Origin of the sequence: Ancylobacter terrae (assembly GCF_045108345.1) — a bacterium.
Taxonomy (GTDB): Bacteria; Pseudomonadota; Alphaproteobacteria; order Rhizobiales; family Xanthobacteraceae; genus Ancylobacter.
In genome coordinates this window covers 1-22,707 of the sequence record NZ_JBJGXH010000003.1, presented here as the reverse complement: position 1 = coordinate 22,707, position 22,707 = coordinate 1, and the positions used below count along the sequence as shown (strand labels likewise).

General features: G+C 64.0%; 18 protein-coding genes. 6 read left to right on the top strand and 12 right to left on the bottom strand.

Going from position 1 to position 22,707, the window contains the following annotated elements; genetic code table 11:
• Positions 1 to 173: 173 nt before the first annotated feature.
• From ACEUEL_RS16685 to ACEUEL_RS16665, 5 genes are all read right to left on the bottom strand, one after another.
• Complete coding sequence (locus ACEUEL_RS16685) at positions 174 to 521, bottom strand: hypothetical protein (protein ID WP_405707643.1); 348 nt, start codon at positions 519 to 521, stop codon at positions 174 to 176.
• Complete coding sequence (locus tag ACEUEL_RS16680; RefSeq protein WP_405707642.1) at positions 518 to 2,140, bottom strand: GMC family oxidoreductase; 1,623 nt, start codon at positions 2,138 to 2,140, stop codon at positions 518 to 520. The genes ACEUEL_RS16685 and ACEUEL_RS16680 overlap by 4 nt, the downstream gene beginning before the upstream one ends.
• Entirely contained in the window at positions 2,137 to 3,729 is a 1,593-nt protein-coding gene (locus ACEUEL_RS16675) for an amino acid ABC transporter permease/ATP-binding protein (protein ID WP_405707640.1), read from the bottom strand. Before ACEUEL_RS16675 ends, ACEUEL_RS16680 begins: the two co-directional genes overlap by 4 nt.
• A gap of 95 nt (positions 3,730 to 3,824) precedes the next feature.
• Complete coding sequence (locus ACEUEL_RS16670) at positions 3,825 to 4,700, bottom strand: ABC transporter substrate-binding protein (RefSeq protein ID WP_405707639.1); 876 nt, start codon at positions 4,698 to 4,700, stop codon at positions 3,825 to 3,827.
• Between the two features lie 75 nt (positions 4,701 to 4,775).
• Positions 4,776 to 5,432, bottom strand: a complete 657-nt coding sequence (locus tag ACEUEL_RS16665) for a helix-turn-helix domain-containing protein (RefSeq protein WP_405707637.1) — start codon at positions 5,430 to 5,432, stop codon at positions 4,776 to 4,778.
• Between the two features lie 146 nt (positions 5,433 to 5,578).
• Here ACEUEL_RS16665 and ACEUEL_RS16660 point away from each other — a divergent pair, with 146 nt between their 5' ends.
• The 5 genes from ACEUEL_RS16660 to ACEUEL_RS16640 are packed head-to-tail and all read left to right on the top strand — an operon-like array spanning position 5,579 to position 12,819.
• Entirely contained in the window at positions 5,579 to 6,727 is a 1,149-nt protein-coding gene (locus ACEUEL_RS16660; protein WP_405707635.1) for a mandelate racemase/muconate lactonizing enzyme family protein, read from the top strand.
• A complete protein-coding gene (locus tag ACEUEL_RS16655) occupies positions 6,724 to 8,832 on the top strand; it encodes a hydantoinase/oxoprolinase family protein (RefSeq protein WP_405707634.1) in 2,109 nt (702 codons plus the stop codon). The genes ACEUEL_RS16660 and ACEUEL_RS16655 overlap by 4 nt, the downstream gene beginning before the upstream one ends.
• On the top strand, positions 8,829 to 10,586 hold the full coding sequence (locus ACEUEL_RS16650; RefSeq protein WP_405707632.1) for a hydantoinase B/oxoprolinase family protein: 1,758 nt from the start codon (positions 8,829 to 8,831) through the stop codon (positions 10,584 to 10,586). The genes ACEUEL_RS16655 and ACEUEL_RS16650 overlap by 4 nt, the downstream gene beginning before the upstream one ends.
• Entirely contained in the window at positions 10,583 to 11,326 is a 744-nt protein-coding gene (locus ACEUEL_RS16645; protein WP_405708425.1) for an SDR family NAD(P)-dependent oxidoreductase, read from the top strand. Before ACEUEL_RS16650 ends, ACEUEL_RS16645 begins: the two co-directional genes overlap by 4 nt.
• Positions 11,327 to 11,343: 17 nt before the next feature.
• Positions 11,344 to 12,819: a gamma-glutamyltransferase gene (locus ACEUEL_RS16640; RefSeq protein ID WP_405707630.1), complete on the top strand. Its 1,476-nt coding sequence runs from the start codon at positions 11,344 to 11,346 to the stop codon at positions 12,817 to 12,819.
• A 263-nt stretch (positions 12,820 to 13,082) separates the two neighbouring features.
• On the opposite strand, the gene ACEUEL_RS16635 is transcribed toward ACEUEL_RS16640, so the two are convergent.
• The 4 genes from ACEUEL_RS16635 to ACEUEL_RS16620 are packed head-to-tail and all read right to left on the bottom strand — an operon-like array spanning position 13,083 to position 19,580.
• On the bottom strand, positions 13,083 to 13,823 hold the full coding sequence (locus tag ACEUEL_RS16635) for a M48 family metallopeptidase (RefSeq protein WP_405707628.1): 741 nt from the start codon (positions 13,821 to 13,823) through the stop codon (positions 13,083 to 13,085).
• Positions 13,824 to 13,825: 2 nt separating this feature from the next.
• Positions 13,826 to 16,840 (bottom strand): type I restriction endonuclease subunit R, encoded by a 3,015-nt coding sequence (locus ACEUEL_RS16630; RefSeq protein WP_405707626.1) that lies wholly within the window; start codon positions 16,838 to 16,840, stop codon positions 13,826 to 13,828.
• Between the two features lie 9 nt (positions 16,841 to 16,849).
• Entirely contained in the window at positions 16,850 to 18,103 is a 1,254-nt protein-coding gene (locus tag ACEUEL_RS16625; protein WP_405707624.1) for a restriction endonuclease subunit S, read from the bottom strand.
• Complete coding sequence (locus tag ACEUEL_RS16620; protein WP_405707622.1) at positions 18,093 to 19,580, bottom strand: type I restriction-modification system subunit M; 1,488 nt, start codon at positions 19,578 to 19,580, stop codon at positions 18,093 to 18,095. Before ACEUEL_RS16620 ends, ACEUEL_RS16625 begins: the two co-directional genes overlap by 11 nt.
• Before the next feature lie 188 nt (positions 19,581 to 19,768).
• Between ACEUEL_RS16620 and ACEUEL_RS16615 the strand changes: the two genes are divergently transcribed.
• On the top strand, positions 19,769 to 20,761 hold the full coding sequence (locus tag ACEUEL_RS16615; protein WP_405707620.1) for a restriction endonuclease: 993 nt from the start codon (positions 19,769 to 19,771) through the stop codon (positions 20,759 to 20,761).
• Positions 20,762 to 20,857: 96 nt separating this feature from the next.
• Here the strand turns inward: ACEUEL_RS16615 and ACEUEL_RS16610 are convergent, their stop codons facing one another.
• From ACEUEL_RS16610 to ACEUEL_RS16600, 3 genes are all read right to left on the bottom strand, one after another.
• Entirely contained in the window at positions 20,858 to 21,097 is a 240-nt protein-coding gene (locus ACEUEL_RS16610) for an HGGxSTG domain-containing protein (RefSeq protein WP_405708422.1), read from the bottom strand.
• 30 nt (positions 21,098 to 21,127) lie between these two features.
• The gene (locus tag ACEUEL_RS16605; RefSeq protein WP_405707619.1) at positions 21,128 to 21,640 is read right to left on the bottom strand and encodes a hypothetical protein; all 513 of its coding nucleotides are present in this window, start codon (positions 21,638 to 21,640) and stop codon (positions 21,128 to 21,130) included.
• A gap of 414 nt (positions 21,641 to 22,054) precedes the next feature.
• A complete protein-coding gene (locus ACEUEL_RS16600; RefSeq protein ID WP_405707617.1) occupies positions 22,055 to 22,543 on the bottom strand; it encodes a hypothetical protein in 489 nt (162 codons plus the stop codon).
• Positions 22,544 to 22,707 lie beyond the last annotated feature (164 nt).

Genomic DNA, 22,707 nt, shown 5'->3' with positions numbered 1-22,707 from the left:
AACGCTCGCTCGGCCATCGGACCTACCATCCTGACCGCCACACCGCCCGCCGCGGCAAGCCGACAAAGTATTTCAATTCAAAAAGGGCGATTCGGGGGCAACATCGGTACTCTTCTATTTATACGAAAATACTTCACCATAAAATGCCGAGAACAAACAAATACTGGATGCGTCTATAGCAGATGGCGCGCCTGTCCGTCATAGCCGAGGATCGCGCGCACTTCCGGTAGCATGAAGTACGCGCCCGCCATCAGCTGCAGTATATTGTTCAGCGCCTTCGGATCATTCTTCTCGATGTCCCGGACGACGTCTTCGGCTCGGTGGCCGCGTGCGTGTCGGGCGAGCAGGCTCGCTGTCGCCAGAAGATCCGGCCTAGCGTCGAGCGCCCGGTCGATCGGAGCTCCGCACAATCCAACGTCGGAACTCGATGGCATCCGTGCGGTGCGCGGAATCAGCACATCGGCGACAGCCGACAACACCTGCCGCTCGTCGGCCGTCAACGCATGGGGTTTCGCGTTCATTGGAGCTGACCGCGCGCGTCGATCAGATGCTCGGCGGCGCGTAGCGCGAGCGCTGCGATCGTCGCGGCTGGATTGGCGCAGGAGCCTGTCACCAATGTGCTGCCATCCACGATGTGAAGCCCCGGCACGTCATGAGAGGCACCGAAGCGGTCGACCACCGATTTCGCCGGGTCGTCGCCCATGCGGCATGTGCCCAGCGGGTGCCATCCATAGTCCGGCAGCAGCGGCACGGTGAGGGTGCGGATCGCCCCCGACGCCTGCAGCGATTCCTCGGCCTTAGCGAGGTTGAAGGCCAGCATTGTCTTGGAATTCTCGGAGAGCCTGTAGTGCAGGACCGGGATCGGATTGCCGTCGGTATCAAGCTTTGCGGGATCGATTTCCACCCGGTTCGCGTCTTCCGGCAAATCCTCGCAGATGATACCCCACACGCCGCTTCGGCCCAGCCAGGCGTCGACATGCCGGTGCAACGCTTCGCCCCAGAGCGGTTCATTCGGCCACGGGAAAAGCGTCGCACCCATCGGGCCGCCGGAAGGGCCGAGATTCCACTTGGCACCCCGGACGAAGCCGACGTCAGACCGGGTCGTGGCGAATTCCAGCGAGTAGACGGTCTGACCCCAATGGCCCTGCCAACTGTCCATCGGCTCGTCGAACAGGCCGACCGCTCGGCTGAACGGGTGCAGCATCAGCCTTTTTCCGACCAGGCCGGAATGATTGGCCAGGCCGTCAGGAAATAGCGCCGAGCGCGAGGCCAGGAGCAGGCGCGCTGTGCCGATTGCGTTGCCGGCAATGACGACGGTTCGGGCCCGCGCCTTGCGCTCGATCCCGTCCGCAGCCTTGAATACGACGCCGTCTGCGCGCCCATGCGCGTCGTGCGTCACGAGGCAGACGCGCGCGCCGGTGATCAGCCTTGCGCCGCGCGCCTCCGCAGCCGGCCAGTGGGTTATGTCAACGCTGGTCTTGGCTCCGACCGGGCAGCCTTGCCCGCAGACGCCAAGTTGAACGCAGGGCTGGCGTCCTTGGTAGGGGCGACTGGTGATCGCGTTGGAGCCCGGCCAACAGTGCCAGCCCAGCCTGGCGTGCCCCGCCATGATCTTGTGGCCGATCGGAGAGAGCGGCAGCGCCTCCATTGGATAGTCAGGCTGCGGCGGCATCAGGGGATCGCCATTGCGGCCGGACACGCCGAAATCGATGTCGATGCGGTCGTAGAACGGCGCGAGTTCGTCATAGGAAATCGGCCAGTCGTCGCCGACGCCATCGGTCGAGTAGGTGCGGAAATCCGACGGCATGAAGCGCATCCACTGCGCGCCGTAGAGCACGGTGCCGCCACCGACCCCGTTGTACATCATCGGCTTTATGTCGGAACGGCTATCGTCGATGAGATAATCGCCGGGACCGCGGCGGGTATTCGGGCTGGCACTCCACGGACCGAGGGATGTAAGCTCCCAATCGTCGTGCTCGCCGCGATAGGAGGCAGGGTCGGGACGCGGTCCCTGTTCCAGACACAGCACATCCACCCCGGCTTCCGCCAGCCGCCGCGCCACCACGCCACCCGACAGTCCGGCGCCGACGATCACCACCTCGGCCGTGAGGATGTCGCGGTCGAGCGGATCGGCGGTCATGTCGCTTCCTCTTCCGCATTCTCATTGCCGATTACGCTCAGGAAGCGGCGGGTGCGCTCCTTGGTGGGGTTATCGAGCACATCGGCTGGCGCGCCCTCTTCGACAATATTGCCTTCGTCGAAGAACACGACGCGGTCCGCGACCTCACGCGCGAAGCGTATCTCATGGGTGACGATGATCATCGTCATCCCGGCCTCGGCAAGCGCGCGCATGACGTTCAACACCTCGCCGACCAGCTCGGGATCGAGCGCGGAAGTCGGCTCATCGAACAGCATGAGGCGCGGCTTGACCGCGAGTGCCCGGGCGATTGCGACGCGCTGCTGTTGGCCGCCAGACAGATGCTGCGGCAGATGATCGGCATGGCTCGACAGCCCGACCGCAGCCAGCAGCCGGCGCGCCATCGTCTCCGCCTCAGCACGCGGCACGCCATGGACGCGGACGGGCGCCTCCATGATGTTTTCAAGCGCGGTCAGGTTGGCGAACAGATTGAAGGACTGAAACACCATGCTGACGCCGACTTCCGCGCGTGCCCTGGCGCGACCGGAGGTCGGCTTGAGACGGCCGTTCTCCTTGGCATAGCCGACGTAGCGACCGCCGACGCGGATCTCACCCTGATCGATGGATTCGAGGTGATTGACGAGGCGCAGCAGCGTCGACTTGCCCGATCCGCTCGGCCCGATGACGGCCACGACTTCACCAGGCTTTACGTCGAAACTGATGCCCTTCAGGACGTCGCGGTCGCCATAAGCCTTCCAAACATTGGCGCATCGCAGGAATGGCTCGTTCGACAGGGCTGCCGAGGTGGCCGGAATGAGTTCGCGCACGGCATCGACGCGCGAGGCCTTCTTGGCTGGGGCGGCGACCGACGCAGCAGCGCGGGCGGCCGTCTTCGGCCCGAAGCCGAGCCATCCGCGCCCGCTGCTCTGCTGACGGCGATCTGGGTCGAGCGATCGCTCAAGCATCATCTGGGCGATCGAGATGATGCTGGTGAGCAGCAGGTAGATCAGGCCGGCACCGGCGAAAACCGTGAAGAACTTGAAGTTCTCGCCGACGATCTGCTGGGCCCGGAAGGTGAGCTCGTTGACGAAGATGACGGAGGCCACCGACGTCATCTTGAGCATGCCGATGGTGTCGTTGGCGAGCGCCGGGAGAATGGCGCGCATGGCCTGCGGCAGCACGATGCGCCGCAAGGTCAGCATATGACCCATGCCGAGCGAGGAAGCCGCAACCGCTTGCTGGGGATTCACCGACAGGATGCCGCCGCGGATGATCTCGGCGGCAAAGGCAGCCTGATTGAGCGAAAAGCCAATGACGGCGGTGGTGAAGCTGTCGAATTTGAGCCCGATCAGCGGCAGGGCATCGAAGACGAACACCAGTTGCAGCAGCAGCGGCGTGCCGCGCATCACCCAGATATAGACCCAGGCGATGCCGGCGATCAGGCGATATTCGCTCATGCGCATCAGGGCAAGGACAAGCCCGAGCGCAAGCCCGATGGCCATCGAAACGACGGTGATCTTCACGGCAAGGACAGCACCAGCCCAGAGAAAATCGGATGTGAAATAACTGAGGACTTCGGTCGCCCACTCCACCGGATCACTCCCAGGAGAAACAAGGTGGCGCGTCGCGGGCCGGCGACCTCGATGAGGCCGCCGGACGATCGCGCATGTCGATCAGTTTTGGCCGATCACTTGGTCTTCAGTTCGGCCGGCAGCTCGAGTGCCGGGTCGACGCCGTACTTCTTGAACACCTCTTGCTGACCGCCGGAGGCCTGCACGGCCTGCAGCCCGTCGAGAAGCGCCTGAGCGAGGGCGGTGTTGCCCTTCTTCACGGCGGTGCCGATCTGGAAGCCGCTGATGATCCCATAGGCGCGCTCATACACCGCCGGATTGTCGGCCACCGTCCGGTCGACCAACGCGAGGTCGGTCAGCATGATGTCGGCGCGGTTGTTGGCGACGAGACGGAAGCCGGCGGCATGATCGGGATAGGTCATCACCGTCACGGTTTCCTTGCCGCCTGCGACGCACTTGCCGCCAAGCTCCTTCATCTGCGCTTCTTCAACCGTGCCGAGGCCCACGGCAACCGTCTTGCCGCACAGATCGTCGTTCGACTTGATGTTCTTGGGGTTGCCCTTCTGGGTGATCGCCCCGGTGCCGGCCTTCATGTAGACGACGAAGTCGGCCTGCTGCACGCGCTTGGCATTGTAGTAGATGTAGAACATCAGGTCCATCTGGCCGGCGACAACAGCCGGAAAGATACCGGACCAGGCCGCGGGGCGGATCTCATATTTCACGCCGATGCAGTCAAAGACCTTCTTGGCAAGGTCGATGTCTGAGCCGACCAGCGTGTTGGTCTTGGGATCGAGGTAGGCATAGGGCGGGGTCTGGCCATCGGCGCCCATCAGGAGCGTCTTGCCGGCGAGTGCGGGATACTTCTGTGCGACCTTTTCAGGTTCGCATTTGGGGGCATCGGCAAGAACCGGCGCGCTGGCCAGCGCAAACGATGCAACCATAGCAAGGCGTAGCAAAGACGAACGCATGGCTGTTCTCCATGAATAATACATGCTGGAAGTTGTGGTTGTCGCGGCGTTAGCTTGCCGTCGTACCGGTCTTCGCCGGCCTGTAGGGCGATTTCCCGCCTATTTTTCCGTTCGGCCGGGCCGGGCCGAGGGATGCATGAAGCGCTCGACCGGTGCCGATGCGCCGTGCGGATTGTAGGAGACGGACAAGATGTGGGCGTCCGCCTTGCTCACGCAGACGTAGACATGCCTCATGCCGCTATCGAAATAGGTGCTTTCGCCCGGACCGACACGAAATGGCGTGTACTGATCCGTGTGAATCTCGATTTCTCCCGAGATGACATAGACGAACTCTTCCCCCTCATGCTGACCCCAGTCGGCGAACTCGTCCGGCGAGCGCGCCGTCACCCACATCTCCAGAGGGATCATGTTCTTGCGCGAGATCTCGGTGGAATGGGCGAGATAGGCATATTGCGCGGTCGAGAACGGCACCCCCTGGCCCCGCGCGGTCTGGGTCTTGCGGCCGCTGACCGTCGGCTTCAGCCCGGGCGTGACGAACTGCTCGATGGCGATCCCGAGCCCCTCGCACAGCCGGATCACCACGTCGAAGGAAGGCGACACCTCGCCCCGCTCGATCTTCGACAGGTTGGATACCGAAACGCCGGTGCGCTGGGCCACCTCGGCCAGCGTCAGCTCGGCTTCCTGCCGCACCAGCTTCAGCCGGTCGCCCACCGCGTTCGAGCCCACGGAAGTCCTCTGCAGCTGCGGCTTTATCATCGATCTGCCCGCGCTCCTTCAGCGTTCCTGCTATTCGTGTCGAGAAGATAATTTCACCAGGAGGAAAAAATCAACTTGATTCTCTCATATGAAATAATTTTCATATCAAGGAACAGTCGCGTCATCCTAGGCAGGAGAGTGCCCTCGTGAAGATCAAGGCCGTGGAAGCCATTCCGTTCGCATTGCCCATCAGGCGGCGCTTTCGTTGGAACGGCCTCGATCAAGAGCTCGGGAAATTCGTGCTCGTCCGCGTCGTTTCCGATACGGGAATCGTCGGGTACGGGGAGGCGACTCCGCTGGCCACCTGGGGCGGCGAATTCGGCCGGCATGGCGGCGAAACGCTGGTGACCGTAAGCCATATGGTCGGCTCGGTCATCGGCCCGCACCTCGTCGGGCGGGATCCGACAGCCATCGGGGCGCTCGTCCCGCTCATGGACGAACTCGCCATCGGTCACACCTATGCCAAATGCGCGATCGAGATGGCGCTGCACGATCTCTGGGGCAAGTCGGTCGGCCTGCCGGTGCATCGCCTGCTTGGCGGTGCCGTACGGCCGGGCGTCGTCGTTGCCCACATGGTCGGGCTGATGGACGTCGCCGAGGCGATCGAGGAAGCGCAGGGCGCGAGCGCGGATGGCATCAGGGCCTTGCAGATCAAGGGCGGCGAGGATGCCGACCGCGACGTCGAACTGATGCGCGAACTGCGCCGCCGGCTGCCGCAGACGCGCCTGCGTCTCGACGCCAATCAGGGCTATCGCCCGCTGAAGGTGGCCTTTGATGTGGCGCGACGTCTGGAGCACACGAACCTCGACTATATCGAGCAGCCGGTCTCGGGGCTGCCGGACATGTCCCGCATGACCGCCGAGAGCCGCGTCGCGATAATCGCGGATGAAAGCTGCTGGTCGCCGCGCGATGCCCTCGACCTTGTCGCCGCGCGTGGAGCCGACGCGATCTCGATCTATCTCGCGAAAGCCGGCGGCATGCGCCGGGCGGGTGACGTCGCGGCGATTGCCGAGGCCGCGGGTCTGCCCTGCGACGTCAACGGCTCCATCGAATCCGCGATCGGCAATGCGGCAAATCTTGCCTTTGCCGTGTCATCCCGCGCTGTCAGCCTGCCGTCGGTCATCCCGATCTCGGCTCCGACCGGCACACATCCGTGCAAGATCGGCGGGCACTATTTTGAAGATGACGTGATCTCGGTTCCGTTTCCGTTTGCCGACGGCATGCTGCTGCCGCTGGAAGCGCCGGGTCTGGGCATCGAGGTCGATGAGGCCAAGGTTCGGAAGTACGCGCTGTGAGCACGCCTGTCGCATCGAGCGCCGCCCGCGCTTTTCGACTTGCCGTCGATATTGGCGGCACGTTCACCGATGTGGTGCTGATGGCGCCGGACGGACGCCTCGCCACGACCAAGGTTCCCTCGACGCCCGACGACTACGCCCGCGGCGTGATTGAGGGCTGCCGACAGATTCTCATACGTGAGAATATCGCCGCCTCCGCCGTCGCGGAGATGCTGCACGCCTCGACGGTCGCCACCAATGCCATCCTCGAGGGCAAGGGTGCGAAGACGGCGCTCGTCACGACGGAAGGCTTCCGTGATGTGCTGGAATTGCGGCGCATCCGTGTGCCACGGCTCTACGAGCCGCTCTATCGCAAGCCGCCACCGCTGGTACCGCGCCGCCATCGCTTCGAGGTCGCCGAGCGCGTGGGGCCACGCGGTGAGGTGCTGCGTCCGCTGGACGAGACGGCGCTGCACGCTATCGCCCGCGAGATCCATGCCGCCGGCATCGAGGCGGTCGCGGTCTGCTTCCTTCATTCCTATGCCAATCCGGATCATGAGCGCCGCGCCGGCGAGGTGCTGCGTGCGCTGTTGCCGGGCCGCTTCGTAACGCTCTCGGTCGATGTGCTGCCGGAAATCCGGGAATATGAGCGCACCAGCACCACGGCCATCAACGCCTATGTCGCCCCGCCGGTCAGCCGCTATCTGACCTCGCTGCGTGCCGGGCTGGACCAGGAAGGCATCACCGCGCCGCTGTTCATGATGCAGTCGTCCGGCGGCATTCTCGATCTCGAAACCGTGCTGCAGCGGCCGGCGCTGGTCGTGGAAAGTGGTCCGGCGGCGGGTGTGATCGGCGCCGGCTGTGTCGGGCGCCGAGCGGGCTTCGAGAACATAATTGCGCTCGATGTCGGCGGCACTACCGCCAAGGCCTCGGTGGTCGAGCGCGGGCGATACCTCACCACCGACGAGTATGAGGTGGGCGGCGGAATCTCCCTGTCGAGCCGGCTGGTGAAGGGCGGCGGCTATGCGCTGCGGCTTCCGGTGATCGACGTCTCGGAGGTCGGCACCGGCGGCGGTAGCCTTGTGCGGCTCAATGCCGCCGGCAACATCAGTGTCGGCCCGCAGAGTGCCGGCGCGATGCCGGGGCCTGTTGCCTATGGCCGGGGTGGCGTGGATCCGACGGTTACCGACGCTAACGTGGCACTTGGCTATCTCAACCCGATAGCCATCGCCGACGGCACGGTCGCGATCGATCTCACCGGGGCGCGTGCCTCGGTCGAGCGCGACGTGGCATCTCCGCTCGGCCGCTCGGTCGAAGAGGCATCCTACGGTGTGCTTGCCATCGCCAACGCGCTCATGGCCCGCTCGGTCCGCTCCGTCACCACGTCGCGCGGCCGCGATCCGCGTGACTTCGCCTTGCTCGCCTTCGGTGGTGGCGGTGGACTGCACGCGGTGGGGCTCGCCGCTTCGCTCGGCATGCGCCGGGTAATCATCCCTCCGGCCGCCGGCGTGTTCAGCGCCTTTGGTCTGCTCTATTCGGAGATCGAGTTTGCACAGTCCCAAGGCTTTCTGACGCAACTGGACGGGGTCGATCCGATAAAGCTGGACGAAGCCTTCTCCGCACTGGAAGCCAGCGTGCTGCACCATCTCGGGCGTCCGGCTGAGGTGATCCGCCTGCGCCGGCGCGTCGATCTGCGCTATGCCGGTCAGGCATTCGAACTCGCCGTCGATATGCCCGATGGCGCCTTTGATGCCTCGATGCGCGACGCTCTCGCGGCCGCTTTCGACGAGGAGCATGCCCGCACCTATGGCCATAGCCTGCCGCGCGCGCATCCCCGCGAAATCGTGACATTGCGCGTGATCGGCACGGTCATTGCCGAGCGGCCGGAGAGCCACCTTCCGGCGCGTCCGCGACAAGGCACAGTGTCGACCCGCCCGGCCTATTTCGGCGACGCGGGTTGGCTCGATACACGCATCGTGGAGCGCCATGACCTCTCGACGCCGCTGACCGGTCCGCTCATCGTCGAAGAGCCGGACGCAACCACCATCGTTCCGCCGGGTTGGACCGCGAGCCTCGACGACCGGCTTAATATACTGATCGACCAGACTGTGGAGGTGCCGGCATGAATGACGCGGCTACCAAGAGCGCCAGCGGAATCACTGATCCGCTGCTGCTGGAAGTCATCCGCAACGGCCTCGACACGGTCGCTGACGAGATGGCGCTGATCCTGATGCGCACCGCCTATTCGGCGATTATCCGCGATTCCATGGACTATTCCACGGCGGTCTGCGACGCCGAGGGCGAGATCGTCGGTCAGGGCCTCACCACGCCGATGCATCTCGGCAGCTTCCACGACGCCATGCGCCATCTGATCCGCGAATATGATGGCGATATCCGCGATGGCGACATCTTCATTGGCAATGACCCCTATCTCGCCAGCGGCCAGCATCTGCCGGACATCTACATCATCAAGCCGTTCTTCCATAAGGAACGCCTCGAGGGCTGGGCGACGACCATCGCTCATCATGTCGATGTCGGCGGGCTGGTGCCGGGCTCCAATTCAATCGGCGCCACCGAGATCTATCAGGAGGGGCTGCGCCTGCCGTTCCTCAAGCTGCGCGAGGAGAGTGTCGACGATCCCAAGATCTGGCGCATCGTCGAGGCCAATGTGCGTGTGCCCCATCTCGTGCTCGGCGATCTGCGCGCACAGGTCGCCGCGGCGGAGGCCGGCGTGCGGGGGCTCGACGAGCTGTACAGCCGCTTCGGTGCCGACCGTACGCGGCAGGCGCTCGCCGATCTGCACGACCTCGCCGAGCGCATGGCGCGCCACCACATCGCGGCCATTCCCGATGGTGTCTATCGCTTTACCGATCACATTGACGGCCTTGGCGACACCCCTGTGCCGATCGTGCTCAACGTCGCCCTGACGGTGAGCGGTGACACCATCATTGCCGATTGGGAAGGTACCGCGGCGCAGGTGAAGGGCGGCATCAATGCGCCGCTGTCCTTCACCAAGTCGAACGTCTATGCCGCCTTGCGCTCCGTGATGCCGCAGGAAATGCCGAACTGCCACGGCTACACAAGGCCGATCACCGTGCGGGCGCCGGAGGGGACGCTGGTCAACTGCACGCTGCCGGCGCCCTGCGGGGCGCGCGGCATTACCGGCTACCGCATCATCGACTGCATTTTCGGTGCTCTCGCGCCGGCTCTGCCCGACCGGGTGACGGCGGATGGGGCCGGCGGCTCGACACTGCCGACCTTCGCCGGGCGCCATAATGGAAAGCCTTTCGTGTTCTCCGAGTGCATCATGGGCACATGGGGCGCGAGCCAGGAAGCGGATGGACAGGATGGCGTGCCCCATATGGGCTCCAATCAGTCCAACGTGCCGATCGAGATGATCGAGGCCGACTATCCGCTGCGCATCGAATATTACGGGCTGGTGCCGGACACGGGCGGCATCGGCCGCCGCCGCGGCGGGCTGGCTCTGCGACGCGACTACCGCGTCCTGACCGATGACTGCTTCCTCGGCGTACGCTCCGACAAGCGAGCCTTTGCGCCGCACGGCCTGTTCGGCGGCGGCGAGGGAACACCCTCGATGAATGTGGTCGAGGACGGCAATACGAGCACCGTGCTCCCCGTCCTGCCGACTTCGCCGCTGACGCTGCGCAAGGGAGCATTGTTCAGCCACGTCATGGCCGGTGGCGGCGGCTTCGGCGACCCGCTCGACCGCGAGCCGGAGCGCGTGCGCGACGACGTTCTGGACGGGCGTCTTTCGCCCGAGGCGGCGCTGCACGACTACGCGGTGGTGCTGGACGCGGAGAGTGACATTGACCGCGAGGCCACACGGGTCGCCCGCGCGGCACGGGAGCGCGTGTCATAGCAAACATTCTCATCGCCGGCGGCGCCACCGGCATCGGGCGCCAGAGCATGCGCGCCTTCCGTGCTCAGGGGGATAATGTGTTTCTGGTCGATGTAAATCGGGCGGAAGCCGAGACCGCATGTCTCGAACTCGGCCGGGGCGAAGCGCGGGCGCTGGTGGGCGACCTCACCGATCCTGCCTTGCCGAAAGCGGCAATCGCGGCCGCTATGGAGGCTTTTGGCAGTCTCGACACGGTATTCGTGAACGCCGGCCTCCTGCATGCGGTGCCGCTTGCCGACTGGACGCTCGCCGACTGGCAGGCGAGCCTGGCGGTCAATCTTACCGCGCCGTTCCTCTTCGCGCAGGCGGCGGCACCAGCGCTGCGAAGCTCGACGAACCCGAGCCTGCTGTTCACATCGTCGACCGGCGCGCTGCGTGGCCATGCCGGCATGCCGGCCTATCATGCCACCAAAGCGGGACTAATCGGCCTCGCCCGCAGCCTTGCCGACGAACTCTCCCCACACGGAATTCGCGTGAACTGCCTGCTGCCCGGTTGGGTCGACACACCGTTCAACGGTCCGTTCTGGTCGCACCAGCCGGACAAGCAGGCAGCGGAACGCGACCTCGTCGGCGCGATCCCGCTGCGCCGGCAGGGCACACCGGAAGAGCTCGCCGCAACCGTACTTTTCCTCTCCTCGCCCGCCGCCGCCTATATCACTGGTGCCTCGCTGGTGGTCGATGGCGGCTACACCGCGGTCTGAACCACCGAGAGCCGTTCATGCGTATCGCCAACCCGTTCTCCTCGTCACAGCGCCCGGTCCTGTTCGGAAATCGTGGCGCCGTTGCCGCAGCGCATCCGCTAGCCGTCAGCGCGGCGACCGAGATGCTGACGGCCGGCGGCTCGGCCATTGATGCCACCATTGCGGCGCAGGCGGTTCTGTGCGTGCTGTCACCAGACAATTGCGGCCTCGGCGGCGACCAGCTCTGTCTGGTGCGGAGCGGTGTTGGCGAGGTTATCGCTGTTAACGGCACGGGGGCGGCCCCTGCCGCGATGAACCGGGCCGACACCGATGGAGGCAACAGCGTCAGCGTGCCAGGTATCGTCGACGCCTGGGTGGAAATGGGCCGCCGATGGGGGCGGCTGCCATTGGCCAACATTCTCGCGCCGGCCATTCGCCTGGGGGAGGACGGCGTTCTCGTCAGCGAGGATCTCGCCGGGACCTTTGCCCAATATGAGACGCGATTGCTGCGCGGCGGCGCGCAGGGCTGGGCCCTGCGTACCGCAAAGGCCGGCCGGCGCCAGCCCCAGCCCGAGCTGGCACGCCTGCTCACGGACATCGGTGAACGCGGACGCGCGGCCTTTTATGCGGGTCCGATGGCCGACGCCATCTGCGGCGCGATCCGCCGGAACGGCGGCGTGATGTCCCTAGCCGACTTGATCGGGAATACGAGCGTTGTCTCCCCGCCGCTGACCACGAAGTGGCGCGGCATGCGGCTGCACGTCCAACCGCCAATCTCGCAAGGGGTGCTGCTTTCCATGGTGCTCGCCGCCGAAGAAAAGCTCCCTCCGTCCGCGCCGGCGCTGCGCGACCATATCGGCGTAGAGCTGACAGCGAGCAGCTTCACTTTTCGCGATCGATCCGGCGAAGGCAGCGCGCTGCTGTCGGAGCCGCTGACCGTCGACCTGGAAAAGGCCAGCGGAAGGACCGGACCCCGCGCCTATCTCCACACGGCGGGGGTGGCCGTCGCCGACCGCAACGGCCTCGTCGTCTCTTCGCTCATAAGCGTGTTCGACAGTTTCGGCTCGGCGGTGTTCGTGCCCGAAGGCGGCTTCACGTTAAACAATCGGGCCGCCGGTTTCACCATGGCGCCAAACGATTGTGCCGGTGGAAAGCGTCCCGTCCATACATTGGCGCCGGTGCTGCTGGAGACTGAAAGCGGGTGTCTCGCGCTGGCGACGCCGGGGGCCGACGGGCAGGTGCAGACGCTGACGCAGGTGCTCAGCAACATGTTCGTCGGCGGCGACGATCTGGCTACCGCCATTGCCCGCCCTCGATGGCGGAGCCAGGACGGTAAGCTGCTGGTCGAAAGCGCTCATCCCCATGGTGCCGCGCTCGCGGCGAAAGAGCACGAGGTCGAGCTGCTGCAGGACGGCGATCTGCGTTTCGGCGCCATCGTCAGCGCCGGGCTGTGCGGCGACCAGCCGATCAGCTGTGCCGACTGGCGGCGTGAGACATGGGCCGGCGTTTCGTGACGTATGCCTTTGAGGCCGATTTACCGCGCTCCAATGCAAAGTCGAACCGATCCTAAGCGGACACTCCGAACCGCTGCTTTAGGTCAGTTCCGGCCTCGGGCATTCATCGGCGATATGTCCGCTCCTCGTATAAAGTCCCCCTTAGCGGACAGTCTGCCACCGGCCACACCGGACGCTCATACACGCACTTGGCAAGGTCTTCTCCTAGTGCGAAAGCACCTGCAAGCTCCGTTGGATGCGTGTAAACATCCTGACTTGCACCATCAAGCCGGCTCTACTTTTTTCCAGCCTAGCAGGTGTTCGTTATTGTCCAGCCAACTCTTTCTAGTCTCCCAGTCCGGCAACATCGATCCCACCAGGGTCCAGAACTCCCCCGCGTGGTTGCGATAGCGAAGGTGGCAGAGTTCGTGAACGATAGCGTATTCGAGCACTGGCCGCGGGGCGAAGATCAGGTGCCAGTTGAGATGGATCTGGCGATCCTGCCCGCAGGCGCCCCACATGTGCTTCTGGTCCTTGATCTGGATACCCCTCGGCTGTAGCCCGTTGCGCGCGCCATGACGGCGAATAAACTCCTTGGCATCATCACGAATGCGTCGCCTCAGCCAGAGACGCAGTGAACTCTCGATCACAGCATCGGCCGCGTCGTCGGTCAGATCGCGCGGTGTCCGGATCAGGAAACCATTCCGGAAACTGATCTCGACGAGCGACCCGTCAAAGGGCTCCACAGTCATCCGGTTCATGCGGCCGCGATAGGGAATCTTGGCGCCCGTCACGAAGCGGTAGACTCTGGGCTGAGCCTTTGCGCGCTCCTGTATGGCGGAGACGGTTTCGAGAATCCAGGCGCGGCGCCTATGGAGGACAGCCTCGATTTGCTCGTCCGTCGTCCGATCTGGCACGAGAAGCTCGAAGGAGTTCGGCGTCACGGTGATATTGGCGCGCTTGGCTGTTGCCGAACGCCGCAGGCTGTAGTCGATTTGCCGCTCGCCTATCCGGAATACAGGCATGGTCAGGGTTCCGCGAAGTGCTTCAGGGCGTAGGCCTCGACCTGGTCGGGAATATCCTTCAGCTGGGTCAGCCCGGCCAAATGCGCCATGGAGCGGACCTTCTGGCGAAGATCCTTGCGCAGCCCGTCTTTTTCCCACCAGCCTTTCGGGGCCGTGCCCGGGTCGGTGTAGAGCCCCTCGACTTGGATCGCGAGTTCCTCGGCCCGCTGCTCGGCACCGAAATTGGCGAGGATCTGCATCACACCGAAGGCGCCGGGTGACAGCCCCGCCTCGACATGCGCTTTGTCTTCGGCGGCAATGTCCTTGGCGAGTTCCTCCGCGGCGCGCAGCTTGTCGGCCCAGCTGAGCTGGGCGCTTTCCATGCGCTCCAGCAACTGGCGAAGCCGTTCGGAGAACTTGCCATATTGGTGCGGGCCGTCGTCGATCCGCTCGCTCACCGTCTTGCGCAGCTCGGTGGTCTTGCGGATCGCGGCGGTCATCAACTCCTCGTCCGTCTTGCCCTCGGCGTCGAAGTCCTCCCAGAAGCCCGGATCGGTGATATGGCGCAGCTTCACCGTCACGCTGAGGCCGGTGGCGTCGAGATGGGTGTCGAGCATCTCGCGGATCTTCTCGCTGTAGCTCATCTGGTCGAAGGCCTGGCGCTTCTCGAAGCGCTGGGTGCCGAAGAGCAGGAAGGACGCGACCCATTTGAGGTCGGCGGTGAAGTCCAGCACGCTCGGATCAGGGCTGAGCGTTTCATAGAGCGCGATGAATCTGCGCGCCCGGCCCTTGAACTCGAACCACTTGTCCTCGGTGCCGAGCACATTGGCGAAGGCGTTGAACTCCTTCTCCCAGCCGGCCCGGCTCTGCGCCTCGCGCTTGACCGGCCTCAGCATCACCGCCACGGCGGCATGGGCGGTGCGCAGCTGGCTGCGCAGATCGTCGAGATCGCGCATGGCATTCTTCACGTCGTCGGCGCGGTAGCTGGCGAGCGCGGTCTCGAGGTTCGCGGAGACGCCGATATAGTCGACGATCAGGCCGTTGCGCTTCTTGGCATCGGAAACGCGGTTGGTGCGGGCGATGGCCTGGAGAAGGCCGTGCTCCTTGAGCGGCTTGTCGAGATACATCACGCTCTCGATCGGGCAGTCGAAGCCGGTGAGCAGCTTGTCACAGACGATGAGGAACTGCGGGTCCTCGCTCTTGCGACCGAACGCCTTCTTCGCCTGCTTTTCCGCCTCGGCGTCGAGATAGTTTGCCACCAGCGCCGCGCGGATATCCTGCGTGCGCGGGTCCTCGCTCGGCTTGGAATCCTCCTGATTGATGGAATAGACGCAGGCCGACATGGCGTCGGCGCGCGCCAGCGCCGCGTCGGGCGCCAGGCCCTCCGCTTCGAGATCTGAAGCGATCACGCGGGTCAGCGCGCGCTCGTAGAGGATCACCGCCTCGCGATCGATGGCGACGATCTGCGCCTTGAAGCCGTCCGGGCGGGCATAGGCCTTGAAGTGCGTCCAGATATCGTAGGCGATCAGCTCGATCCGGCGCGGGTGCTTCACCAGGTCCTCGATGCGCACGCCGCGCTTCTTGATCTCGTTCAGCTTGTCGTCGTCGAGTTCGGCGAACCAGGTGTCGAACAGGATGTCGATGCGCGCCTCGTCCACCTGCCAGTCCGTTTTGCGGCCGGTGTAGTAGATCGGCACGGTCGCGCCGTCGGCGACCGCATCGTCAATGCCGTACTTGTCGAGATAGCCCTCGCCCGGCACGCCAAAATTGGCGTAGGTGTCCTTGTCGTCCTTTTTCACCGGGGTGCCGGTGAAGCCGAAGAAGCGGGCGCGCGGCAGCGTGGCGCGCAGGGCGGCGCCGAGGTCCTTCTCCTGGGTGCGGTGGGCCTCGTCCACCATGACGATCCAGTTAGCGGAGTTCGCGACCGGCTGGTTCGAGCCCTGGAACTTGAAGATGGTGGAGAGCGCGGTGAGGCCGTCCTTGCCGCTGCCGATCAGCGCATGCAAGTCCTTGATGCTGTCGATCGTCGTCGGGTTCGGCAGGCCGCAGGCATTGAAGGTGCCGCTGATCTGGCTGTGCAGGTCGACGCGGTCGGTCAGCACCAGAATGTTGGGGTTGGTCAGCGCGTCGGAGGCAAAGGTGCGGTGGGTTTTCAGCTTCAGCGCGGCGAACACCATGGTGAGCGACTTGCCGCTGCCCTGGGTGTGCCAGATCAAGCCCTGCCGGTGCCTTCCCTCCAGCACGCGGTCGACGATGCGGTTGACCGCGCGGAACTGCTGGTAGCGACACATTTTCTTGACGGTGCCGGTATCGGTCTTCTCGAACACGATGAAATGGGCAAGAATATCGAGCAGCCGCGCGGGTTCAAGCAGGCACCACAGTCCCTTGGCGAGCGGATCGGCGAAGTCGGCGTCCGTCTTCGGCCACGGATCGCGCCACTCGGCATAGTATTTCGAACTGGAACCGGTGGCGCCATACAGCACCAGCGTGCCGTCGGTGACGATGTTGAAGGCGTTGGAGGCGAACAGGCGGGGAATGTCCTGCTCATACTGCTTGATCTGCTCGAACGCCTCGCCGGTCTTGTCGCTCGCGTTGAGCGGGCTCTTGGCCTCGATCACCACCACCGGGATACCATTCACATGAATGACGAGATCGGGCCGCCGGGTCCGTTCCGAGCGCACGCGCAACTGACTGGTCAGTGTGATGAGGTTGGTGGTCGGTGCAGTGAGATCAATCACGCGCAGGGTCTGGCGGGTGTCGAAACCCTCGACCTTGCGGGAGTAATCCCCGCGCAGAATCCGCAGCCATGTCTCGTTGTCGGTGATGCCGGCGAGCTCGGCATAGGCGGCCTCCGCCGAGGCCTCGTCGATGCCGTTGATGCGCATCAGGGCGGCGACGAGATGCGGGCGGAACAGCACCTGGTTGTCGCCGTCGCGCAGGCGCGCGTGGTCCGCCGGCGGCACCACGACATAGCCCATGGCCTCCAGCCGCTCGATGGCCGGGCGCTCGGCAAAGTGCCATTCGGGGCCCTGGGGCATGCCGCTCCCCTATTCCGCCGCCAGAGGCAGGGCATCCGTCACCCGCCTGCGGCCGGTCAGGAGGTCGGACATGAGGGCGGACTTGGTCGACGCAAGTCCCAACAGTTCCTGCTCGCCCGCGCGGTGGGCGGCGTCCAGTTGATGAATGACGTCCGCTATCTCTTTCTGCTCTCGCTTAGGCGGGATTGCGAAATGTAGTTCGAGCAGTTTTGCTTTGGAAATGTTCTTCATTGAACCGCTCGTGCCCGTAGCTATATCGCTCAAACGCGACCGGGTTTTATCAGCGGCAAGAACAGCGCCTAGCCAGCGCGTATGTTGGCTTGTCTTCAACTGCCAAAGCCGGTCAGGCAGGAATATGTCGTCCAATTCATGCTCAACGTAACCATTGGCACCAACCAAATTTGGCGTATTCATTCGGCTAATAATAATCCTGTCCGCCTTAACAGGAACCTTGACCCTGGTCCGCTCCGCCGAAAGGACGGCCTTGTTTTCGCTAGGATCGAAGAAGCCTCCGGAAACACAGCTCGTTTTCAGGATGCCATACTCGCCGGTCCTGGCCGGGCGGCTTTCAGAATTGACGCTTACGCCAGCTTCCAACTCCACGGTAATGGACCCAAGTGTTGCCACCTCCCACCCCTCCGGAATCTCTCCGATTTCCGTCTGCTTGAAGCGGGTGTGGCCGATGCCTTTGGTCAGCAGGCGTTCCAGCACGGCCTGCTTGACCTTGCGCGTCTGCGCGATCACCGCCCGCGTCGCCGCGATGGCCTCATCGACGCTGGATAGGATCTCCGCGATCCGCCGCTGTTCGTGGAGGGGAGGGAGGGCGATTTCGATTTCATCAAACACATTATTTGGAACTCGGGCTCGCCCTGTCGTTCCAACCATTTGCGCGATTGCTGGACAACGCACAATCTCGCTGCGAGCCAGATGATAAACGTAGGCCGGATCGGTTAGCCCTTCTCTTGGGCCGAATACGATCAATTCCGTTGATCCCAAACCTGTTTCGTTTGCGCGAAGGCAATCCACGAAGGCGGTCTTTCCATTCTCCGCGCATGGCGTAATTCGCGCAAAGAGAGTGTCGCCATTCCGAAATTTGGCGCCACCGCCTCCAGCTTGCCGCTGGAGTAGATACTCAATGGACGAGCCGGCGGATGGCACAGCCGCCATTTCGACGTACGGGACCGTTGCGCCAGCGACGACGGAGCGCCGCGGATTGATCTCTACGGCCTCCGCAAAAGCCATCTGCCGCCAGTCACCCGACATAGCCGAGCTCCCGCAGAAAGCCCATCATCCGCGCCTCGGCGGTGTCGCGCTCGGCCTGCAGCGCCACCAGCTTTTCCACTTCCTCGCCCACATCCACCACTTCCGCCTCTTCGCCCAGATGCACATAGCGGGAGATGTTGAGGTTGAAATCATTGGCCTCGATCTCGCCCACCGGCACCACCCGCGCCAGCTGCTCCACATCGGCGAAACCCGCATAGGCGCCGGCCAGCGCCGCGACATTGGCCTCGGAAAGATGGTTCTGGTTCTTGCCGTCCACGAACTGTGCGGCGCCGTTGACGATGAGGATCCTCCCCCGCCGTGCCGCCGGCTTGGTTTTGCGCAGGATGAGGATGCAGGCGGGAATGCCGGCGCCGTAGAACAGGTTCGGCGCCAGCCCGATGACGGCTTCCACCAGATCGGCGCGGATCATCCCCTCGCGGATGCGCCCTTCCGCTCCGCCGCGAAACAGCACGCCATGCGGCAACACCACGCCGCACATGCCGTCCTCTTTCAGGCTCGCCACCATGTGCTGCACGAAGGCGAGGTCGCCATAGGATTTCGGCGGGCAGCCATAGACATCGCGGCCATAGGCATCGCCCTTGGCCCAGACATCGTGGCCCCAGCTCTTCAGCGAGAAGGGCGGGTTGGCCAGCACCCGATCAAAGGTGCGGATCGCCTTCACCCCCTCGCCGGTGAGGTGCTTGGGCTCCAGCAACGTATCGCCGCGCGCCACCTTGGCGTCGTCGATATCGTGCAGGAACAGGTTCATCTGGCAGATCGCCCAGGTGTTGAGGTTCTTCTCCTGGCCGAACAGCGACAGGCTCTTCGGGTTTAGACCCTGCCGCTGCAGATGATGCACCGCCTCCAGCAGCATGCCGCCCGAACCGCAGGTGGGATCGTAGATCGACATGCCCGCCTCCGGCCTGAGGCACTCGACGATGAGCCGCACCACCATCTTCGGGGTGTAGAACTCGCCGCCCTTCTTGCCGGCATCGTCGGCGAACTTTTCGATCAGATACTCATAGGCTTGGCCGAGCATGTCCGGCTCGACATCGGCCTTGCGCAGCCGGTAAGTCTCGAAATGCTGGAGCAGCTTCTCCAGCATGGCGTCCGGGAAGCGCTCCTTGTTGTTGAAGTCGACATCCTGGAACACGCCCTTGAGGCGCAGGTTCGCGTCCTCGATGGCGCCGAAGGCCGCGTTCAGATGCGTGCCGATGTCGGTGGTGCGGCGGCGGACATCCCGCCAGAAATGGCCCTTTGGAATGTCGAAGCGGTGCTCGTCGGGATCGGCCGCCAGCGCGGCATCGTGATAGCGCGCGAGGCGGTCCTCATACTCCTCCTCCCACACATCCGAGAGGCGCTTGAAGAACAAGAGGCCGAAGATGTAGTGCTTGTAGTCCCCGGAATCGATCGATCCGCGCAGGATATCCGCCGCCCGCCACAGGTGGGTTTCGAGTTGCGACAGCGTCAGCGCCATTCTTTTTTCCCCGTCGTCTCCGGACCGCGGCGGGTGCTATGCCCGCGTCGCGCGCTGCCGGAGCGCCCCTTTTCGTCATTGGTTGATTTATGGCGCGGGACGCGGCCGGATGAAAGCAGGGATGCGGCGTCCTTGCACCCAGCGACGGCGCGCTCCTACGATGACGGCGAATGACGAGGTCGGGTGGTATGAGGCAAGGCTGGGTTGTACGCGCCGAGCGCGGCGGGCGGCTCTACGACGCCTTCAAGGACAATGGCGTCATCGCCATCGGCTGGGGTGCCATTGGCTCGCTCGCCGAGCTGAAGACGCGCGAGAAGATCGCCGCCAAAGTCGCCGCGACGAGGCCGGAGTGGAAACCTCAGGCGGTGGCCATGTCGGCCGGCCAACTCCATCGCTTCCGCAGCGAGATGAAGATGGGCGATCGTGTCGTCACCTACGATCCGGGCCGCCGGGTCTATCTGGTCGGCGAAATCGCCGGCGACTATCGCTGGGATCCCAGCGTCGACGCCGAGGATCCGAACGTGCGACCGGTGACGTGGCAGGGCGAAGTCTCGCGCGATCTGCTCTCCGTGCGCAGCCGCAACAGCCTCGGCGCCATCTCGACGCTGTTCCAGCTGTCACCGGACGTGCTCGACGACCTCCTCCGGGCACTCAAATCCCACCAGCCGGCAAAGGCCGACCTCGCGGCCTCTGTGGAGATCGCCGAGGAGGATGTGTTCAAGAACATCCAGGAGAAGGCGATCGAGTTCACCAAGGACCGTGTCCACGCGCTGGACTGGTCTGACCTGCAGGAACTCGTCGCCGGCCTGCTGCGTGCCATGGGTTACAAGACACGCGTCTCCCCAGCCGGGGCCGATCGCGGCAAGGACATCGTCGCGTCACCTGACGGCTTCGGATTCGAAGCGCCACGCATCGTCGTCGAGGTGAAGCACCGGCACGGTGCGATCGGCTCGCAGGCGATCCGCAGCTTTCTCGGCGGCCGACATCCGCAGGACAAGGGGCTGTATGTCTCGACCGGCGGCTTCTCGAAGGATGCCCTTTACGAGGCCGAGCGCGCGAGCATTCCGCTCTCGCTGATGACCATCGACGATCTCGTGGAGGCGGTGATCCAGAATTACGACCATCTCGACATCGAGACGCAGCAACTGTTGCCGCTGAAGCGCATCTATTGGCCGGCGTGACTACTGAGATTCGCGGCGGATCGCCGATTGTGCAGCACTTGGATGAGGCGGATATCCATTGTGCTCTTGGACTCGGGAAGCGAACGCGAGACTAGGTTACCCGTCGTCATCCACCCGCCTAAGCAAGTCCCTTGCCGCGCGTACGAGTGCCGCAACCCCGCGCCGCTCGGCGACGGCGTCCGCCGCGTAGCGGGCATGCTTGCGAGCATTAGTGTTTCCCTTCGGGGCGCCGGGCGCCTTTCCGCCGTGCATCCGGCAGCGGCCGTTCTCCATCGACGGGGATTGGCACGGCGTCCCTTGGCGCGTTCGCGCGCCGCATCGGGGACTGAGGTGCATGGGCAATTTGCTTTGCATGGGCTTGATCCTCTAGTTTTTCCAACCCCCACCCCTCGGCCCTTCGATCGCTCCGACCACGGCCTGTCCGCCGGCATGAACGTGCACATGCTCTACCGTGACCCTCTGCTGGCCCTTGCCACGGTGGCGATTGAGCGCTTCGAGCAAGGTCGCGAAGGTGCGGCAGAGCTTGTTGGCCTGGGAGAGGTATTGCTCGCGCCCCGCGAGGGTCTGATTCTCGATCATGGTGCGCCGGTAGCATTCCATCGCCGCGTTGTGAGTGGCGATCAACTGCGAGGCCATCATGCCTTCCAGTTCATCTTGAGGATGAATGCCAATCAGCGCGGAAACTGTGGCCGCGTACTGTTTTGTCAGCGTCTCGGTATTGGAATGAGCTCGCCACAACGCCTGTATTGCCTGATTAGCGAGCAGGTTGTTCCAGTCGTCCGACTGCGAACCACCGATGTGCTTCAACTCACCCTTGCCATCATTGGGATCGGATATGAGCAGCGTCTTTTCATCCGACGCGGGTTTCCGGGTGCTCATGAGGACCTCCATGATGATTGCGAGTGCCAGGGCCGTGGGCCGGGCAGCGATATTTCGCCCAACCACCCGACGGCTCGGCCGGGGCTCATCAAGCCCAGGCCGACTGGCCGGACGGGCCCAACGAAATGCCCCCCAGAGAGCGGGTGGAGCATCCGACGCGAGCGCCGGTAACTCCCTTAGGTTGGACGAGGTGGACTCGCGTGGGGCAGGCGATAATGCCCCAAACGCGGGTTCCACCGCGTAGGGGGTATAAGGGGGGTGGAAGCACGACCTGGTGGAAGGTGGTGGAAGGCTCGCAGCCGTTTGGTGGAAGTCGTTTTCTCGCTGGTAGAAGACTGGTGAAAGGGGGGTGGAAGGCAACTTTTTCGAGCTGGAAGGCTGGTAGAAGCGCATGCACTGGCGGCGAGGGTTCCATCAATGCACCTCGTCGTCATAGTCGACCTTGTCGTCCAAATCTGGCACATCGCTTGAAGTGCAGATGACAAGGTGGGTACGCCGCCGCGACGGCGGGCCGGTCTCCTCGACCCTGATGCGGTCGGATCCCAGAAGGCGGTTCATAGCGCGCTCCAAGCTGGAACGTGTCACGCCCTGGGCGTTCTGGTGCTTGGAAAAGACGGACGGCGCATAGGTCAGTCCCCGATTCGCGCAGACGTTGCGGCTTTCCTTGGTGAACTGCTCCAGCAGGGCGAGAAACACGCGCTCGGCATGATGCGCCGCGTCGCGGGCGTTGATCGTGCTTTCCTGTTCGCAGACGAAAAGGCCGGCTTCATAGCGAAGGACGATCTGGCTGCCGGAAGCAGCCCTGTTCGCCTTCATCGTGCGAAGGATCCGGATGTTGCCGTCAGATTCGACTGATCGGCTACCGTCGACCCAATTATAAAGCTCAAGGCGTGTCACCTGCATAGCGAATGTCTGAATTCCCTCACTATCGATATCGCATTGCAGGTACACGCATTGACGCCGTCTTTTGAGGGGAATTCTGTCCCTTTCTAGAGCGGTAGCCGATCATTATGAATCGGATGTCCTTTCCAAATCAGGCCCGAACTGATTCAAGCTGCCTGCCGGAG

Excerpts from the sequence above, each read along its gene's own strand:
- ACEUEL_RS16685 (WP_405707643.1), bottom strand. The coding sequence starts at position 521 with ATGAACGCGAAACCCCATGCGTTGACGGCCGACGAGCGGCAGGTGTTG.
- ACEUEL_RS16680 (WP_405707642.1), bottom strand. The coding sequence starts at position 2,140 with ATGACCGCCGATCCGCTCGACCGCGACATCCTCACGGCCGAGGTGGTG.
- ACEUEL_RS16670 (WP_405707639.1), bottom strand. The coding sequence starts at position 4,700 with ATGTATTATTCATGGAGAACAGCCATGCGTTCGTCTTTGCTACGCCTT.
- ACEUEL_RS16665 (WP_405707637.1), bottom strand. The coding sequence starts at position 5,432 with ATGATAAAGCCGCAGCTGCAGAGGACTTCCGTGGGCTCGAACGCGGTG.
- ACEUEL_RS16650 (WP_405707632.1), top strand. The coding sequence starts at position 8,829 with ATGAATGACGCGGCTACCAAGAGCGCCAGCGGAATCACTGATCCGCTG.
- ACEUEL_RS16640 (WP_405707630.1), top strand. The coding sequence starts at position 11,344 with ATGCGTATCGCCAACCCGTTCTCCTCGTCACAGCGCCCGGTCCTGTTC.
- ACEUEL_RS16635 (WP_405707628.1), bottom strand. The coding sequence starts at position 13,823 with ATGCCTGTATTCCGGATAGGCGAGCGGCAAATCGACTACAGCCTGCGG.
- ACEUEL_RS16630 (WP_405707626.1), bottom strand. The coding sequence starts at position 16,840 with ATGCCCCAGGGCCCCGAATGGCACTTTGCCGAGCGCCCGGCCATCGAG.
- ACEUEL_RS16625 (WP_405707624.1), bottom strand. The coding sequence starts at position 18,103 with ATGTCGGGTGACTGGCGGCAGATGGCTTTTGCGGAGGCCGTAGAGATC.
- ACEUEL_RS16620 (WP_405707622.1), bottom strand. The coding sequence starts at position 19,580 with ATGGCGCTGACGCTGTCGCAACTCGAAACCCACCTGTGGCGGGCGGCG.
- ACEUEL_RS16615 (WP_405707620.1), top strand. The coding sequence starts at position 19,769 with ATGAGGCAAGGCTGGGTTGTACGCGCCGAGCGCGGCGGGCGGCTCTAC.
- ACEUEL_RS16610 (WP_405708422.1), bottom strand. The coding sequence starts at position 21,097 with ATGCACCTCAGTCCCCGATGCGGCGCGCGAACGCGCCAAGGGACGCCG.
- ACEUEL_RS16605 (WP_405707619.1), bottom strand. The coding sequence starts at position 21,640 with ATGAGCACCCGGAAACCCGCGTCGGATGAAAAGACGCTGCTCATATCC.
- ACEUEL_RS16600 (WP_405707617.1), bottom strand. The coding sequence starts at position 22,543 with ATGCAGGTGACACGCCTTGAGCTTTATAATTGGGTCGACGGTAGCCGA.